Genomic DNA, 16,366 nt, shown 5'->3' with positions numbered 1-16,366 from the left:
AAATTCGAGAGGAAAGGTCCGTTCATGCCACTTTTCGGACGCCTACCCGCGCCGCTTCGCGACCCCGGCCGCGAGCTGGTCGAGCAGGATCTCCGTGGTGTCCCAATCCATGCAGGCGTCGGTGATGCTCTGGCCGTAGGTGAGCTCGCCGCCGTGACCGAGTTCGAGTTCCTGGCGGCCGGCGGTCAGGAAGCTTTCCAGCATGAGTCCGACGATGCCGCGTTCCCCGGCGCCGATCCGCTCGGCGAGCTCGCCGACGACGACGGCCTGGCGGACGTGGTCCTTGTTGCTGTTGCCGTGGCTGGCGTCGATGATCACGCGCTCGGGCAGCCCGCTCGCGCGCAGGCGGCTCAGGGTGTGCTCGACGCTTTCGGCGTCGTAGTTGGTCCCGGCCGCGCTGCCGCGCAGGATCACGTGGCAGTCCGGGTTGCCGGAGGTGGTGATCAGCGCGGCGAGGCCGTCGGCGTTGATCCCGGGGAAGACGTGGCTGGCGGCCGCGGCGCGGGTCGCGTCGACGGCGACCTGGACGTCACCCGAGGTCGAGTTCTTGATCCCGACCGGCATCGACAGCGCGCTGCACAGCTGGCGGTGGACCTGGCTGGCCGCGGTGCGCGCGCCGATCGAGCCCCAGGTGACGGTGTCCGCGATGAACTGCGGGGTGATCGGGTCGAGGAATTCGCAGCCGACCGGCAGGCCGAGGGCGGAGATGTCGAGCAGCAGCTGCCGCGCCATCCGCAGGCCCTTGTTGACCTCGAACGTCCCGTCGAGGTCGGGGTCGTTGATCAGGCCCTTCCAGCCCAGCGTGGTGCGCGGCTTCTCGAAGTACACGCGCATGACGATGTGCAGCTCTTCGCCCAGCTCCGCGGCCTTCACGGCAAGTCGGCGCGCGTAGTCGAGGGCGGCGGCGGTGTCGTGCACCGAGCAAGGGCCGACCACGACGAGCAGCCTGTCGTCGACGCCGTTGAGGATGTCGACGGCCCCGGCGCGGCCGCGCTGGACGGTCTCCGCCATCGCGGCGTCGATCGGGTGGTCATGGCGGACCATGGCGGGGGAGAGCAGGGGGCTGATACTCGTGGTCCGCTGGTTGTCCAGAGCGGGCAGGACCTCGGGTGACATGACAGGTGGTTCCTCTCGTGTGGAGAACCGACCCGTCGAAAACCTCGTCGAGCCGGCTTAAGCATCCGGCTCGAAGGGTGGGAAGTCAGCGCGTGGAGTCGCCGCCGGGCCCACCCTGGGCCGGCTTGCTAAACCACGAATAGCGCTGCATGCCCACAAACTAGCACGGCCTCCGACACGTCTTCGTAACACCTGCGACATGGCTCCTGCACCGATCAAGAGCGATGCCGCTACGCTGACGACGAAAATGTGAATGTCATCTCAGAAGGACAAAAGCGGAGGTCTGATTCTCATGCGAGTCGGAGTGCTCACCGGCGGCGGCGACTGCCCCGGTCTCAACGCCGTGATCCGTGCGGTGGTCCGCAAGGGCATCGAGGTACACGGCTGGGACATCGTCGGCTTCCGCAACGGGTGGCAGGGGCCACTCACCGGCGAAAGCAGGCCGCTGGGCCTGGACGATGTCGAAGACATCCTCACCCGGGGCGGCACGATCCTCCGCTCCTCGCGCACCAACCCGTACAAGGTCGAGGGCGGTGTCGACAAGATCAAGTCCGTGCTCGCGGACCAAGGTGTCGACGCGCTGATCGCGATCGGCGGCGAGGACACCCTCGGCGTCGCGAAGCGGCTGACCGACGACGGTGTCGGTGTCGTCGGGGTGCCCAAGACGATCGACAACGACCTCGGCGCGACCGACTACACGTTCGGCTTCGACACCGCCGTGTCGATCGCCACCGAGGCCATCGACAGGCTCCACACCACGGCCGAGTCGCACCACCGCGCGCTCGTCGTCGAGGTCATGGGCCGCCACGCCGGCTGGATCGCGCTGCATTCCGGCCTCGCCGGCGGCGCCAGCGTCATTCTCACGCCGGAGCGCCGCTTCTCGCTCGACGAGGTCATCAGCTGGGTCGAGAGCCGGTTCGAGAAGGAATACGCGCCGATCATCGTCGTCGCCGAGGGCGCGCTGCCCGAGGGCGGCACGGAGTCGCTGGTCAGCGGCGAGAAGGACGCCTTCGGGCACGTCCGGCTCGGCGGCATCGGCACCTGGCTCGCCGAGGAGATCGCGCAGCGCACCGGCAAGGAGTCCCGCGCCGTGGTGCTCGGGCACGTCCAGCGCGGCGGCACGCCGACGGCGTACGACCGCGTGCTCGCGACCCGCTTCGGGCTCCAGGCCGTGGACGCGGTGGCCGACGGCGACTTCGGCGTGATGGTGGCGCTGAAGGGCACCGACATCGTGCGCGTCAAGCTTTCCGAGGCGACCGCCGAGCTCAAGACGGTCCCGACCGAGCGCTACAAGGAAGCCGAAGTCTTCTTCGGTTAAGCCTTGCCGCAAACGTTATGAAGGGTCCCTTCCTCTCATTTTTCGAGAGGAAGGGACCCTTCATAACGTTGTACGGCACCGAGATCGCCATCTGTCGACAGATGGCGAAGGCTCAGATGGCCGCCAACGTATCCAGGACACCGATCGCCCGCTGGATGTCCTCGGTGAGTGGCCGGTCCTCGACCCGGGGATCGAGCACCGCGGCGGCTTGGTCGTAGACGTCGCGGGCGGGCAGGTCGACGAGGTCGGCCTTCCGGAGCCGCAGCGCGCGCACGGCCGCGACGAGTTCGCACGCGAGCACCTGCTGGTACGACGCGCACGCCGCCGTCGCCGCGCGTGCCGCCTGGGTGGAAAAGCTTGCGTGGTCTTCGATTCCGCGCGAAACCACAGCCGTGCCGAGTGTCGCCGGGAGCGCGGCCTGCCGCAGTTCGGTCAGCGCGTCATGGGCGACGTACTCGAGGATCATCAACCCCGAGCTGCCCGTCGGGCCCGCCGCGAGAAACGGCCGCAGGCCGGTGAATTCGGGCTCCAGCAGGTCCCCGAGCCGGGCCACCGAAAGCTCCGCGGCCTGGTGCACGGTCGCGCGGGCGGTGTCCAGCGCCGACGCCACATACGCGGTGTGGAAATGCGCGTGGTGATAGGCGTCCTGGTGCACGGTCGAAATCATCGGGTTTTCCGTGCTGGCGTTGATTTCGATGGCGAGCACGTCTCGCAGGTAGTGGATGGCGTCCAGCGCCGGGCCCTGCACCTGAGGAAATGCCCTGAGCCCGAACGGATCCTGGATGCGCCGGCCCGGTTTCGGCGTGCCGGTCATTCCCAGCAGCCGCCGCATTTCCGCGGCGCAGGCGACCTGGCCCGCGTGGGGCCGGGCTTCGTGCACCGCGGTCGAATACGCCTCGGGATTGCCGTCGAGTGCGATGTAGGTCAGCGCCGCGACGGCGTGGCTCGCCCTGGTGAGCATGTCGAGCTTCATCGCGGCGAGGGTCGCTTCGGCGAGCGTGGCCGCGTTGCTGCTCATGAACGCGAGCGCGTCGCCCGCCTGCACGGCCACCGGCGTGATCCGCGCGTCGAGCCACGGCCGTTCGCCGGTGAGCGCCAACGCGGTCTCGGCCAGGGGAGCGAGGTCGCCGGTGCCGATCGCGCCGAGCCGGTGCACGAGCGGCAGCGCGCCGGCGCGCAGGGCGTCGGCGAGCGCGGTGATCAACGTCGGGCTGATGCCGGAGCGGCCGGCGAGCAGCTGGTTGAGCCGGATGAGCATCATCCCGCGCACCTGCCCCGGCGGCATCGCGTCGCCGCTGCCGCCCGCGTGACTGCGCAGGAGCCGGAGCCCGTGCTCGATCGACTCGGTCGCCGACACCGGCTCGTCCTTGTTCGCGCCGACGCCGGTCGTCCGGCCGTAGACGACCCGCCGGGTGCTGAGCTCCTCGGCGAGTTTCCAGGCGTGCTCGGCGCCGCGGAGCGCGGCTGTCGAGACGTCCAGGCGTAAGGGTCCTTCCGACGTGGCCGCGGCCACCACATCGGCGCAACGCAGCGTGCGACCGTCCACCCGGATCACGGCAACCTCCTACTCGGTTGCCCGCACCTTAGGTGGTCACGGGCAACCACTAAGCGTCCAGGTGTTTCTCCAACGCATCGAGGCGCCCGGACCAGAACTTCCGGTACGGCGCGAGCCAGGCGTCGACTTCGGCGAGCGGCTCGGGGCGCAGGCGGTAGCACCGGCGCTGCGCGGCGACCCGGACGGTGACCAGGCCGGCTTCGCGCAGCACGCGCAGGTGTTTGGAGACCGCGGGCTGGCTGAGATCCATCTGGTCGACGAGGTCGCCGACGGACTGTTCGCCCTCGCGCAGCAGGTCGAGAATGGTGCGGCGCCGGGGTTCCGCGAGGACGTCGAAGGTCTGCATCACCCCTGAAATGTGCCCGGAGCGGCATATTCCTGTCAAGGCATGTCCGATAAGTTCCTTGGTCTGAACCATTGACTCTCATTGGTCTAGTCCATTTAACTGTGACCGTCCCCTCCGTACCTGGTCCGTCACCCATCGTGACGTGAAGGGAGTTGGCATGGCCCGATTGAGTAGGCTCAAGATCTCCACCATCTGCGGGGCCGCGATCGCGGCGCTGCTGGCGGTCACCGTCGCGGCACCCGCTTCGGCGACCGGTGAAGCGGCCGCTCCCGCCGGGACGCAGGACGCGCAGGCTTCGGTCGGCAAGGTGCTCGGCTACTTCGCCGAGTGGGGCGTATACGACCGCAACTACCACGTCAAGAACATCGAGACGAGCGGTTCGGCCTCGAAGCTGACGCATATCAACTACTCGTTCGGCAACGTCACCAACGGTGGCTGCGCTGTCGGCGACACCTACGCCGCCTACGAGAAGGCCTATGACGCAGCCGGCAGTGTCGACGGTGTCGCGGACACCTGGGACGCCCCGCTGCGCGGCAACATCAACCAGCTGAAGAAGCTGAAGGCGAAGCACCCCGGTCTCAAGATCCTGTGGTCGTTCGGCGGCTGGACCTGGTCCGGCGGCTTCGCGCAGGCCGCCAAGAACCCGGCCGCGTTCGCGAACTCCTGCTACAACCTGATCAACGACCCGCGCTGGGCCGGTGTCTTCGACGGCATCGACATCGACTGGGAGTACCCCAACGCCTGTGGCCTCAGCTGTGACACCAGCGGTGCCGCGGCGCTGAAGAACCTGGCGTCGGCGCTGCGCACGAAGTTCGGCTCGAAGCTCGTGACGGCGGCCATCACCGCCGACGGCACCAACGGCGGCAAGATCGACGCCGCCGACTACGCCGGTGCCGCGCAGTACTTCAACTGGTACAACGTCATGACCTACGACTACTTCGGCGCTTTCGCCGCGCAGGGCCCGACGGCCCCGCACTCGCCGCTGACGTCGTACGCCGGTATCCCGACAGCGGGCTTCTACTCCGACGCCGCGATCCAGAAACTGAAGGCCAAGGGCGTCCCGGCGAGCAAACTGTTGCTGGGTATCGGTTTCTACGGCCGCGGCTGGACCGGCGTTACGCAGAGCGCGCCCGGCGGCGCCGCGACCGGCGCCGCGCCGGGCAAGTACGAAGCGGGCATCGAGGACTACAAGCTCCTCAAGACCCGTTGCCCGGCCACCGGGACGATCGCCGGCACCGCGTACGCCAAGTGCGGTACGCAGTGGTGGAGCTACGACACCCCGGCCACCATCGCCGGCAAGATCAGCTACGCCAAGACGCAGGGTCTCGGCGGCGCGTTCTTCTGGGAGCTCTCCGGTGACACCACCAACGGTGAACTGATCACCGCCGTCGCCAAGTAATCTCCGGCGCCGACAACGCCATGAACGGACCCTTCCTCCCGGAAAACGCGAGGAAGGGTCCGTTCATGGCGTTTCAGGTGCCCATGGCGCGGATCAGTTCGTGGAGCGCGCGGACCTCGCTCCCGGGGATCGGACTGTCGGTGGCCCGGATTATCGTGCTCCCGTGACGTTCACGGGGTTCGGAGAATATGCCGTCGATTTCTACGACGGGCTGGTCGCGGACAATTCGAAGGTGTACTGGGACACGAACCTGGCCACCTACAAGGCGGACGTCCGCGCGCCGATGGAGGCGCTGCTCGCCGAGCTGGAGCCCGAGTTCGGCGCCGGTTTCGGGAAGGGCAAGGTCTTCCGGCCGCATCGTGACGTCCGGTTCGCGGCCGACAAGAGCCCGTACAAGACGCACTGCGGCGCGGTCGTCGAGCAGGGCCGGGGCGGCGGCGCGTACTACGTCGAGGTCGGGCCCGCGGGCCTGCGCGTCGGCGGTGGCTGTTTCCACCTCGCGTCGGATCAGCTCGCCAGGTTCCGGCAGGCGGTGGACACCGAAATCCACGGCACGGAGCTGGAGAAGATCCTCGCGACCTTGAAGAAGCAGGGCTGGGAGATCGCCGGCGACTCGCTGAAGACGAAACCGCGCGGGTTCGCCGAGGACCATCCCCGGATCGATCTGCTGCGCTATCGCTCGGTGTACGCGGTCAAGGTCTGGGAGCCGGACGACACGCTGCACGAGCGCGGCACCTTCGAAAGAGTGCGCAAGTCGTGGCGCCAGGTGAAGGCGTTCAACGAGTGGGCGCTCGACAGGGTCGGCCCGAGCGAGAACCCGCGCCGCTAGCCCCTGGGGCCGGTACCGGAGGCGGCTCCGCAGGCCCTGCGCTGGGAGAACCCGTGCACGCGGCCACCGTGAGAAGGATCACGGTCGCGAGGGACGAGTGGCTCGGCGAACCACTGTCACGACTACGCGGGTTACCCCGGCAAACGGGACAACGAGGAGACACCTGGGGGAACTTTCGGTATCGGTACAGACGGGCGCTGCCACAGGGTCTAGGCTGTGCGAACGTGAGCCGACGCGCGAAGATTGTTTGTACTCTGGGCCCCGCCACCGCTACACCGGAAAAGATGCGGGCACTCGTTGACGCCGGTATGGACGTCGCGAGGATGAACTTCAGTCACGGAAGTCACAGTGACCACAAAGAGGTCTACGACCTCATCCGGGCAGCCGCCGCGGAGAGTGGACGAGCTGTCGGCATCATGGGTGACCTTCAGGGACCGAAGATCCGGCTGGGCACCTTCGCCAGCGGTCCGGTCGAGTGGGAGACGGGCGACGTCGTCCGTATCACCGTCGAGGACGTGGTGGGCACGCACGACCGCGTCTCCACGACCTACAAGGGCCTCGCGAAGGACGCGAAGCCCGGTGACCGCCTGCTCGTCGACGACGGCAAGGTCGGCCTCGTGGTCAAGGGTGTCGAGGGCCAGGACGTGATCTGCGAGGTCACCGAGGGTGGCCCCGTCAGCAACAACAAGGGAGTCTCCCTGCCCGGCATGGACGTCTCCGTGCCCGCGATGTCCGAAAAGGACATCGAAGACCTCGAGTTCGCCATCGAACTCGGCGTCGACTTCATCGCCCTGTCGTTCGTGCGGTCCCCGGCCGACATCGACGCCGTGCACCAGATCATGGACCGCATGGGCAAGGGCCGGCTGCCGGTCATGGCCAAGATCGAGAAGCCCGAAGCGGTCTACAACCTCGAAGCCATCGTGCTGGCCTTCGACTCCGTGATGATCGCCCGAGGCGACCTCGGCGTCGAGCTGCCGCTCGAGCAGGTCCCGCTGGTGCAGAAGCGCGCGATCCAGATCGCCCGTGAGAACGCCAAGCCGGTCATCGTCGCGACGCAGATGCTCGAGTCGATGATCAGCAACTCCCGCCCGACCCGCGCGGAGGCCTCGGACGTCGCGAACGCGGTGCTCGACGGCGCCGACGCGCTCATGCTGTCCGGTGAGACCAGCGTCGGCCGTTACGCCATCGAGAGCGTGCAGACGATGGGCCGGATCATCCAGGCCGTCGAGACCGACTCGCCCGTGGTGCCGCCGCTGACGCACGTCCCGCGCACCAAGCGTGGCGTCATCTCCTACGCCGCCCGCGACATCGGTGAGCGCCTGAACGCGAAGGCGCTCGTCGCCTTCACCCAGTCGGGCGACACCGTGCGCCGGCTGGCCCGGCTCCACACACGGCTGCCGCTGCTCGCGTTCACGCCCGAAGAAAGCGTCCGCACGCAGCTGTCGCTGACCTGGGGCACCACGACGCACATCGTGCCGAAGGTCGACTCGACCGACCAGATGATCCACCAGGTCGACCTCGCGATGCTCGAAATGGGCAAGTACCAGAAGGGTGACCTCGTGGTCATCGTCGCCGGTTCGCCCCCCGGCACCATCGGCACGACCAACCTCATCCGCGTGCACCGCCTTGGTGAAGACGACCACGCATAACGGACGTACCCGGACGCGGCAGCTAGGGTTCCTCGCATGACTGGGCTCCACACATGACCGAGGTCGCCAGGCAGGCCGCGTCCGGCCTCGACCAGAACACCGGCGCCGGCGGGCAGCCGGTGCTGGACAACCTCGTGGCACTGCTCGATCTGGAGCGCATCGAGGAGAACATCTTCCGCGGGGTGAGCCCCGCGCACTCGCCGGTGCGGGTGTTCGGCGGCCAGGTCGCCGGGCAGGCGCTCGTGGCGGCGGGGCGCACCGTGCCGGAGGAGCGCAAGGTGCACTCGCTGCACGCGTACTTCATCCGCGGCGGTGACCCGAGCGTCCCGATCGTGTACGAAGTCGATCGCATCCGCGACGGCCGTTCGTTCACCACGCGCCGGGTCATCGGTGTCCAGCACGGCAAGGCGATCTTCTCGCTGTCGGCGTCCTTCCAGAAGGTAGAGCCGGGCATCGAGCACGCCGAGGGCATGCCGGACGTCCCGCGCCCGGAGACCCTGCCGACGCTGCTGGAGCGTGTCTCGGAGTTCTCCGACCAGATCGGGCACCACGATCGGCCGCGGCCGATCGACATCCGCTACGTCAACGATCCGCCGTGGGTCACCCGGCAGACCGGCGAGCGGCCCGCTCGCAACCAGGTATGGATGCGGGCCGACGGCAAGCTGCCGGAGCAGGACCTGCTGCACGTCTGCGTGCTGACCTACGCCTCGGACATGACCCTGCTCGACTCGGTCCTGGCCCGGCACGGCGTCTATTGGGGTCTCGACAACGTGCTCGGCGCCAGTCTGGACCACGCCCTGTGGTTCCACCGCCCGTTCCGCGCCGACGAGTGGTTCCTCTACGACAGCGGTTCGCCGACGGCTTCGGGCGCGCGCGGGCTCGCCACGGGACAGTTCTTCGCCGAGGACGGCACGCTCATCGCGACCGTCGTCCAAGAGGGCCTGCTGCGCGTCTTGGATTATTGATGGGAAAGGCAAACGTGGCATGTCTCAAACGGCGCGTTGGCGACGTTGAGCGTCCCCAACGCGCCCTGTGACCCACCCACCCAGCAGAAAACGCCCCAACGGACCCCCCGGAACGCCGTGAAGGCCACCATCACAGCGCCTGACGCCGTGAAGGAGGCCTTCACTACCCCCGGGCGACAAGCCGAGCAGCACTTTCTCACCAAAGTGCGAAGCTTCGCTCCCGGGCGACGCCACATTTGACCTTCCCATCAATAAGTGGGGACGTTTCCCACCGAATCGTCACTCGGGCGGGCGGGAAATCGCTACGATCGCCCAGTCAGTCAGCTGATTGGGGATCACCGAAATGTCCTTGTCCCGTAAGAAACGAGCCGCGTTCGTCGTGGCGCTGGTGGCCGCCGGGCTCAGCGTCCCGCTCGGCGCGCCCACGGCCCAGGACGCCAACGCCCTGGGCCGTGACCTCGACGCGATCCTGGCCGCGCCTTCGCTCGCCGGAACCGATGTCGGCCTGGTCGTCCGCAAGGCCGACACCGGCGAAGTGCTGTACACGCGGCAGAGCGCCCAGCGCCGCCAGCCCGCGTCGAACACCAAGGTCCTCACCGCGGCCTCGGCGCTGGACACCCTCGGCGCCGACAAGCGGTTCCGCACCACCGTCGAGACGAGCGGGCAGCGTCTGGGTACGACACTGAAGGGCGACCTCCACCTCCGGGGCGGGGGCGACCCGACGATGCTGGCGAGCGACTACGACGCGCTGGCCACGCAGGTCGCCGCGGCGGGGATCACCGAGGTGAAGGGGAAGCTCGTCGCCGACGACACCTTCTTCGACAAGACGCGGCTCGGCCTCGGCTGGGCGTGGGACGACGAGCCGTACTCCTACAACGCGCAGACCTCGGCGCTCACCATCGCGCCGGACTCCGACTTCGACGCGGGCGCGATGGTCGTCCGGGTCAAGCCGGGCACCGAAGGTGGCAAGGCCACTGTGGAACTGGTGCCGCCCAACAATTACGTGAAGGTGGTCAACACCGCGACGACCACCGCGGCCGGCGGCGCCACGGCCATCTCCGTCGACCGTGAGCATGGCAGCAACACCTTCACCGTCAGCGGTTCCATCCCGGTCGGCGCGGCGGGCAAGGACTCGTACATGGCGGTGTGGGAGCCCAGTGGCCTCGCCGCCGCGGTGTTCTCCGACGCGCTCGCCCGGCACGGTGTCCGGGTCAAGGGCGGCACGACGTTCGCGGCCACGCCCGCGGGCACAACCGTTGTGGCGCAAAAGGATTCGATCCCGGTCGGCGAGCTGCTGAAGCCGTTCCTCAAGCTGTCCAACAACATGCACGCCGAGACGCTGGTCAAGGCGGCGGGCAAGCAGGTGACCGGACGGGGTACCTGGGACGACGGGATCGCCACGCTGAAGAAGGATTTCGCTTCACTGGGCGTGAATTCCGCGGCGCTGTTGCTTGTGGACGGTTCCGGGCTGTCCCGGATGGACGAGGTCTCGCCGGACCAGATCTCGTCCGCGTTGCTCGCCGTTCAGGGCAAGCCGTGGTTCACCCAGTTCTACGACGCGCTGCCGGTGGCGGGTATCGCCGACAGGCTGGTCGGCGGGACGCTCCGCAGCCGGATGGTCGGCACCGCGGCGCAGGGCAAGGTCCACGCCAAGACGGGCTCGTACACCGGGGCGAGCGCGCTCTCGGGTTACGTGACCGCGGCCGACGGCCGGCAGCTGGTGTTCTCGATGATGACCAACCAGGCGCTCGGCAGCCCGAGGTCCATCGAGGACGCGATCGCGGTCCGGCTGGCGCAGTACGACGGCGCGGCGGATGTCTCCAAGGCCTCGACGAGGAGTTTGGTGCCCGCTGTCGACACTCAGGCCGATCAGCGTGAGTGCTCCTGGCTGAAGGCCTGCTAGCACCGGTTGGAAGGGAGGGCCCGGGGTCGATCGGGGGAAGCGATCCCGGACCCTCCACTGGTGAGAACGCGGTCAGCTGACGTAATGCGGATTCCGCTTTCTCCGTCTTTGGTGGCTGGTGCTCGCGGGCACCAGCGTCGCGTCGGTGCCCAGGCGGAGCTGGACAGCCAGATACGCGCGGCAAGGGGTGTGGCCGCGGCGGCGGAACCGCAGCCGGGCGAACCGGGCCCGACATATCGGGCAGCGGCCGCGGGAATCGGGCCGGTGCTCCTCCAGCGTGTCGCGTAAAGCCGCGACGAGAAGGGGTATTTCCGCCCTTGCGAGATCCGCCAGTTTTTGAGAGCCGAGTTCGGTATGACAATCATCAACCGATCGAGTGAGATCTCCCAACCTTCGCTGGACAGTGGCCTGCATCGGGCCCACCATGAAATTCCGTTCGGCCACCTAAACACCTCCCCCCGGTTACTGCGGCGGACCTCTCGGTTACCTTGCGCAGACTGCGAGCGTACATCGGCTATCTGCAAATTGCAGTCCTCCGATCGGGGGCCGCGCGAATTTCTCCGGCGTGAATGCGTCACCCCCAGTAGGACCTCCTGGTTAGATATGGCAAAGCAGGATGAAAGCAGGCCACAGTCGACCCGGAGGTGCCGTAATGACGAGGGGTCAAGGGCCCACCGTTCGCCGCCGCAGGTTGGCGGGCGAACTACGCCGGCTCCGTGAGGCGGCCGACCTGACCATCGACGAGGTGGGCGAGAAGCTCGAATGCTCCGCCTCGAAGGTGAGCCGTATCGAAACCGGCCATGTCGGGGTCACTCCACGTGACACCAGGGACATGCTGGAGCTCTACGGCATCACCGGTGACGAGCAGGAAGCACTGGTCCAGCTGGCGCGCGAGGCCAGGACCAGGGGCTGGTGGCACGCGTATAACGAGGTATTCACCGGCACCTTCGTCGGCCTGGAGGCCGACGCGAGTTCGCTGCACGCCTATCAGGCGCTTCTCGTGCCAGGACTGCTGCAGACCGAACGCTACGCCCACGCCGTGATCAGGGCGATGCGGCCGGACGCGGACGAACCCGAGGTCAGACGCCGTGTCGCGGCCAGGATGGCGCGGCAGGAGCTGCTCGTCGACCCGACGCCGCCCGAGTACTGGGCGGTCATCGACGAAGCCGTCCTCCACCGGGTCGTCAGCGGTCCGGACGTGATGGCCGAGCAGCTCTACCGGATACTCGCCGTCGCGAAGATGCCGCACGTGACCATTCAGGTAGTGCCGTTCGGTTCCGGTGCGCATCCCGGCATGGAGGGGCCGTTCTTGATCATGGGATTTCCGGAACAAGCCGATCCCGACGTCGTATATGTCGACAGTACGTCTAATGGGTTGTACCTCGAAATGCCACCCGATGTGCGGCGCTATACGTTGATGTTCGACCATTTACGGGCAGCGGCGTTAAAACCCGACGACACACTCGAGATGATCGATGAGGCCGCCGGGCGGTTCGCCGGTCAAGTGACTGGGTAACGCACAAGCAGGGCAGCGGAAACGCCGCTGTTTTTTCGGCGTGGGCCAGGCGAAGTACACATTCAGGCAGACAGCGATTCACAAACGTGATTCGCGAACAGAGTAAGGAGTGGGGAGCCATGTCCGAAACGAACAGTTCCCAGGTCCAGTGGCGAAAGTCGAGCCACAGCGGTGGCGGCAACGACTGCGTCGAGGTCGCCGTCATGAGCGGCGGCACCGCCGTACGCGACTCCAAGGACCCGCAGGGAGGCGCGTTCACCCTCCCTGCGGCGGGTTGGCGCGGGCTGCTGGGCGCCGCGCGCTCCGGTGGCCTCGACCTGCGCTAAGTGATCGCACGGAAGACCCCTTACCCCTCACGAGCAGCCAATTCGCCGGGGTAAGGGGTCTTCTGCCGTCGGTGGGCCCGCAGAGGTACGTGATCGCCCGATGCCGCGGGGGTGCCCTCAGGACGAATCTGAACTCATCAGGAAAAGAGCTTCGGAATCGAAAGAGGGAACACCATGAGCAGCGATTGGCTTTTCGACGCGGTACAGGTCGAGGTCGCCTACCGGAACGAGCAGCTGCGGAAGGCGGGCCGGAGCAAGTGGGTCGGCCGGGCCGACACCCTCGGCCGCCGCATCCGGGCCCGCCGGGCCGCCTCGGTCGTCGTGCCGGAACAGCAGCAGCGCCCGGTCGCCGCACCCGCGGTGACGCCCGAGCGCACGCGCTAGGGGCGCGGCGCGGTGAACAGCGGTAATTGTGTGGCGAAGTTGTCGGTGCGGTAGGCGACAATGCACCTTGTGCCTCGTCTTGGATCCGGAATCCCGCTCGTAGCCCGCACGCAAGAGATGCGAAGGCTGCGAGCGGCTTTCGCCCGCGCGGAGCGTGGTGAGGCCGGTGCCGTGCTGCTTTCGGGGGACGCGGGTGTCGGCAAGACGAGATTGCTGACCGCGCTCGGTGAACACGCCCGGACGCAGGGTGCGCTGGTCCTCACCGGGCGCTGTATCGACGTGCGGGACGGCGGCTTGCCGTACCTGCCGTTCGCGGAGGCGCTGGCCCCGCTCGCCGTGTCGGACGACCGCGAAGTGGCGGACGCGGTGCTGACGCGGCCTCCGCTGGGCAGGCTGTTGCCCCAGACACAGGCGCTTCCGCAGGCCCGGGTCGCCCCGCTGGCCGGTGCGGAGCACGTCCCGCTCACCACCAGCGAACGCGAGACCATGCGGCGGCCACGGCCCGAACAGGACCTCGGCCAGCTGCAGCTGTTCGACGCGGTGCTCGGCGTGCTCGCCGAGATCGCCGAGCCGTGCCCGGTGGTCCTCCTGCTGGAGGACCTGCACTGGGCCGACGGCTCCACCCGCAACCTGCTGTCCTTTCTGGTCTCCCGGCTGCGCGCCCAGCGCCTGCTGATCGTCGCGAGTTACCGCGAGGAGGACGTCCACCGCCGGCATCCGCTGCGGGGACTGCTCGTCGAGCTGGTGCGCATGGCCACCGTGGAGCGCATCGACCTGCGCCCGTTCGGAGACGCCGACGCGCGCGCCTTCGTCGGCGCGCTGGCCGAGGAACCACTGAGCGCGTCGACGGTCACGAGCATCGTCGCCAGGTCGGAGGGCAATCCCTTTTTCGTGGAGGAACTCCTCGCGTCCTCGGCCGAATGCTCCGATGTCCCGTCCGGCCTCGCCGAGGTGCTGCTGGCCCGCCTCGAACGGCTGTCACCGGAGACACGGCGGGTGCTGCGGGTCATCTCGGTGGCGAACGACAAGGTGGCGCACGCGGCGCTGACGGAGATCGCCGGGCTGGGGGAACTGGAGCTCGACGAGGCGTTGCGCGAGGCCGTCCAGCACCACGTACTCGTGATCGAGAAGGGTTTCTACGCGTTCCGGCACGCTTTGCTGCAGGAGGCCGTCTACGCCGACCTGCTCCCGGGCGAGCGCACCCGCATGCACGCCGCGTACGCCGCGCGGATCCAGTCCACTCCGCAGGGACGAGGTGCCGACGCCCGGCTGGCGCACCACAGCCTGGAGAGCAAGGACTTCGTGACAGCGCTGGCCGCGTTGCTGCGGGCCATGAACGAAGCCGAGAAGCTGGGCGCGCCCGGTGCCGCGCTGCGCCATGTCGAGCAGGCACTGTCCATCTGGGACGCCGTGCCCGAAGCGGGCCGCCCCGAAGACGTCGACGAACTCAGGCTCCTGCACGAGGCCTCCTATTTCGCGGGCACCTCGGGGGAGCCGGAACGCGCTGTCGCCTACGCGCGGTCCGCGGTCGCGACGCTCTCGCCGGAGGTGCCGATCGATCGGGCGGCACGTGTGTGGCGGCGCCTGGCGGAGACGTTGATGGCCATCGAGGGCCAGGTCGACGAGGCCGTCGCCGCGATCGGGCACGCCTGGGACCTCGTTTCGGACACCGAAGCCAGCTCGGTGCGGGCTTGGGTGCTGGCCACCCGCGCGGGGATCCTGCGCGCCGTGGACCAGCCGGAGGAGGCCCTCCATAGCGCACAGACGGCGGTGGCCGACGCCCGCGCGGTCGGAGCCGTGGGTGCCGAAGCGTCGGCACTGGTCACGCTCGGCACCCTCGCGGATTCCGCCGCCGACTTCGGGGAAGCCCGCGAGCGGCTACGGCAGGCCGAGCGCAAGGCCAAGGACGGCGGCGCGCTCAACGTGGAGCTGCGGGCTCTGTACTTCCTCGGGCTCAGCTACGACGACCAGGCCGAGATCGCCGCCGCGATGGAGATCTACGCGCGGGGTCATCAGCGGGCCGAGGAGTCCGGCCTGGCATGGAGCTCCTACGGACTGGAGCTCCGCGCGCGATACCTGTTCCTGCGGTACCTGAGTGGGGACTGGCCCGCGCAGGACGGCGCCGGGCGTGCGGCCAGGGGCGTGTCGAGCGCGGTCGCGGCCAGGATGCTCGCGGTGTGGGCGTTGATCCTGGTGGCCACGGGCGGGTCCGAGGCGGCGGAGAAGATCGTCGCCGACCTGCGGTCGCAATGGGGTGCGGACGTGCAGATCGCGTTGGCCGCCGGTGCCGCGGGAGTCGAACTCGCGTACTGGCAAGGGGATCACGCACTCGCCGTGTCGCGGGCGCAGGAGCTGGTGGGGTGGCTTGAAGCGCTGGAGCCCTGGCTGCTGGGCGGACTGCGGATCGGGGCGCTGGGGATCACCGCGGCCGCGGCACAGGCGGCGGCCGCGCGGGTGCGCGGTGACTCGGCGCTGGAGGCGCAGGCGGTGGCGGCCGGGGTCGCGTTGCTGGCGCATGTCCGGGCTTGTGCCGAGCGGGGGAGCCCGCGGGCGGGGACGCTGGGGCCGGAGGGACTTGCTTGGCTGGCCCGGGCCGAGGCGGCGGCCAGCGGGCTGAGGGGTGCCGGGGATCCGGAGCTTTGGGAGCGCACGGTGGCGGCGTTCGGGTATGGCGCGGTTTATGACCAGGCCGTCTCCCGGTGGCGGTGGGCCGAGGCACTGCTGAGTGCCGAGGGTGACGCGGCCGGGGAGTTGCTGGCCGCGTTCGAGGTGGCCGACCGGCTCGGGGCGGTGCCGTTGCGGGACGCCGTCGTCGAACTCGCGCATCGGGCGCGGATCGAGCTGCCCGGAGTGGTGGCGGTGACGCGGAGCGTGGTGAACCCGCTGACCGAGCGGGAGCGGGACGTCCTGGAGCGGGTGGCTCTGGGCCGCACCAACCGGCAGGTGGGGGAAGAGCTGTACATCAGCGAAAAGACAGTGAGCGTCCACCTTTCGCGGGTCATGGCGAAACTAGGCGCCAGCCGCCGAGCCGAAGCCGTCGCCATCGCCTACGACCGAGGC

The 16,366-nt window shown here is 68.6% G+C and carries 14 protein-coding genes; 10 read left to right on the top strand and 4 right to left on the bottom strand.

The window, feature by feature from the left end; translation table 11 throughout:
* Positions 1-42: 42 nt before the first annotated feature.
* Positions 43-1,116: a 3-deoxy-7-phosphoheptulonate synthase gene (locus tag VGP60_RS29160; RefSeq protein ID WP_327551333.1), complete on the bottom strand. Its 1,074-nt coding sequence runs from the start codon at positions 1,114-1,116 to the stop codon at positions 43-45.
* Positions 1,117-1,408: 292 nt separating this feature from the next.
* Between VGP60_RS29160 and VGP60_RS29155 the strand changes: the two genes are divergently transcribed.
* Complete coding sequence (locus VGP60_RS29155) at positions 1,409-2,434, top strand: 6-phosphofructokinase (protein ID WP_327551332.1); 1,026 nt, start codon at positions 1,409-1,411, stop codon at positions 2,432-2,434.
* A gap of 112 nt (positions 2,435-2,546) precedes the next feature.
* Here VGP60_RS29155 and VGP60_RS29150 read toward each other — a convergent pair whose 3' ends face one another.
* Both VGP60_RS29150 and VGP60_RS29145 read right to left on the bottom strand, forming a co-directional pair.
* Entirely contained in the window at positions 2,547-3,989 is a 1,443-nt protein-coding gene (locus VGP60_RS29150) for an aromatic amino acid ammonia-lyase (protein ID WP_327551331.1), read from the bottom strand.
* Positions 3,990-4,038: 49 nt separating this feature from the next.
* Positions 4,039-4,335 (bottom strand): metalloregulator ArsR/SmtB family transcription factor, encoded by a 297-nt coding sequence (locus VGP60_RS29145; protein ID WP_327551334.1) that lies wholly within the window; start codon positions 4,333-4,335, stop codon positions 4,039-4,041.
* 157 nt (positions 4,336-4,492) lie between these two features.
* Between VGP60_RS29145 and VGP60_RS29140 the strand changes: the two genes are divergently transcribed.
* The 5 genes from VGP60_RS29140 (at position 4,493) to dacB (ending at position 11,080) form a co-directional block, all read left to right on the top strand.
* Positions 4,493-5,734, top strand: coding sequence for a glycoside hydrolase family 18 protein (locus tag VGP60_RS29140; protein WP_327551330.1), 1,242 nt, complete (start codon positions 4,493-4,495; stop codon positions 5,732-5,734).
* A gap of 163 nt (positions 5,735-5,897) precedes the next feature.
* Positions 5,898-6,563 carry a DUF2461 domain-containing protein gene (locus VGP60_RS29135; RefSeq protein WP_327551329.1) on the top strand — a complete coding sequence of 222 codons (666 nt, stop codon included), beginning with the start codon at positions 5,898-5,900 and terminating at the stop codon, positions 6,561-6,563.
* A 224-nt stretch (positions 6,564-6,787) separates the two neighbouring features.
* Positions 6,788-8,212: a pyruvate kinase gene (pyk, locus tag VGP60_RS29130; RefSeq protein ID WP_327551328.1), complete on the top strand. Its 1,425-nt coding sequence runs from the start codon at positions 6,788-6,790 to the stop codon at positions 8,210-8,212.
* Positions 8,213-8,265: 53 nt separating this feature from the next.
* Positions 8,266-9,177, top strand: coding sequence for an acyl-CoA thioesterase II (locus VGP60_RS29125; RefSeq protein WP_327551327.1), 912 nt, complete (start codon positions 8,266-8,268; stop codon positions 9,175-9,177).
* A 343-nt stretch (positions 9,178-9,520) separates the two neighbouring features.
* A complete protein-coding gene (gene dacB / locus VGP60_RS29120) occupies positions 9,521-11,080 on the top strand; it encodes a D-alanyl-D-alanine carboxypeptidase/D-alanyl-D-alanine endopeptidase (protein ID WP_327551326.1) in 1,560 nt (519 codons plus the stop codon).
* A 72-nt stretch (positions 11,081-11,152) separates the two neighbouring features.
* Here dacB and VGP60_RS29115 read toward each other — a convergent pair whose 3' ends face one another.
* Positions 11,153-11,524 (bottom strand): hypothetical protein, encoded by a 372-nt coding sequence (locus VGP60_RS29115; RefSeq protein ID WP_327551325.1) that lies wholly within the window; start codon positions 11,522-11,524, stop codon positions 11,153-11,155.
* A 208-nt stretch (positions 11,525-11,732) separates the two neighbouring features.
* Here VGP60_RS29115 and VGP60_RS29110 point away from each other — a divergent pair, with 208 nt between their 5' ends.
* From VGP60_RS29110 to VGP60_RS29095, 4 genes are all read left to right on the top strand, one after another.
* A complete protein-coding gene (locus VGP60_RS29110; protein ID WP_327551324.1) occupies positions 11,733-12,596 on the top strand; it encodes a helix-turn-helix transcriptional regulator in 864 nt (287 codons plus the stop codon).
* A gap of 119 nt (positions 12,597-12,715) precedes the next feature.
* Entirely contained in the window at positions 12,716-12,922 is a 207-nt protein-coding gene (locus VGP60_RS29105) for a DUF397 domain-containing protein (RefSeq protein ID WP_327551323.1), read from the top strand.
* A 174-nt stretch (positions 12,923-13,096) separates the two neighbouring features.
* Positions 13,097-13,306 carry a hypothetical protein gene (locus VGP60_RS29100; protein ID WP_327551322.1) on the top strand — a complete coding sequence of 70 codons (210 nt, stop codon included), beginning with the start codon at positions 13,097-13,099 and terminating at the stop codon, positions 13,304-13,306.
* A 60-nt stretch (positions 13,307-13,366) separates the two neighbouring features.
* Positions 13,367-16,366 (top strand): helix-turn-helix transcriptional regulator (locus VGP60_RS29095; RefSeq protein ID WP_327551321.1); only part of this gene is annotated, 3,000 nt, incomplete at its 3' end.

Source organism: Amycolatopsis sp. (assembly GCF_036008905.1).
Lineage (GTDB): Bacteria > Actinomycetota > Actinomycetes > Mycobacteriales > Pseudonocardiaceae > Amycolatopsis.
This window is presented reverse-complemented; position numbering and strand designations above follow the sequence as displayed.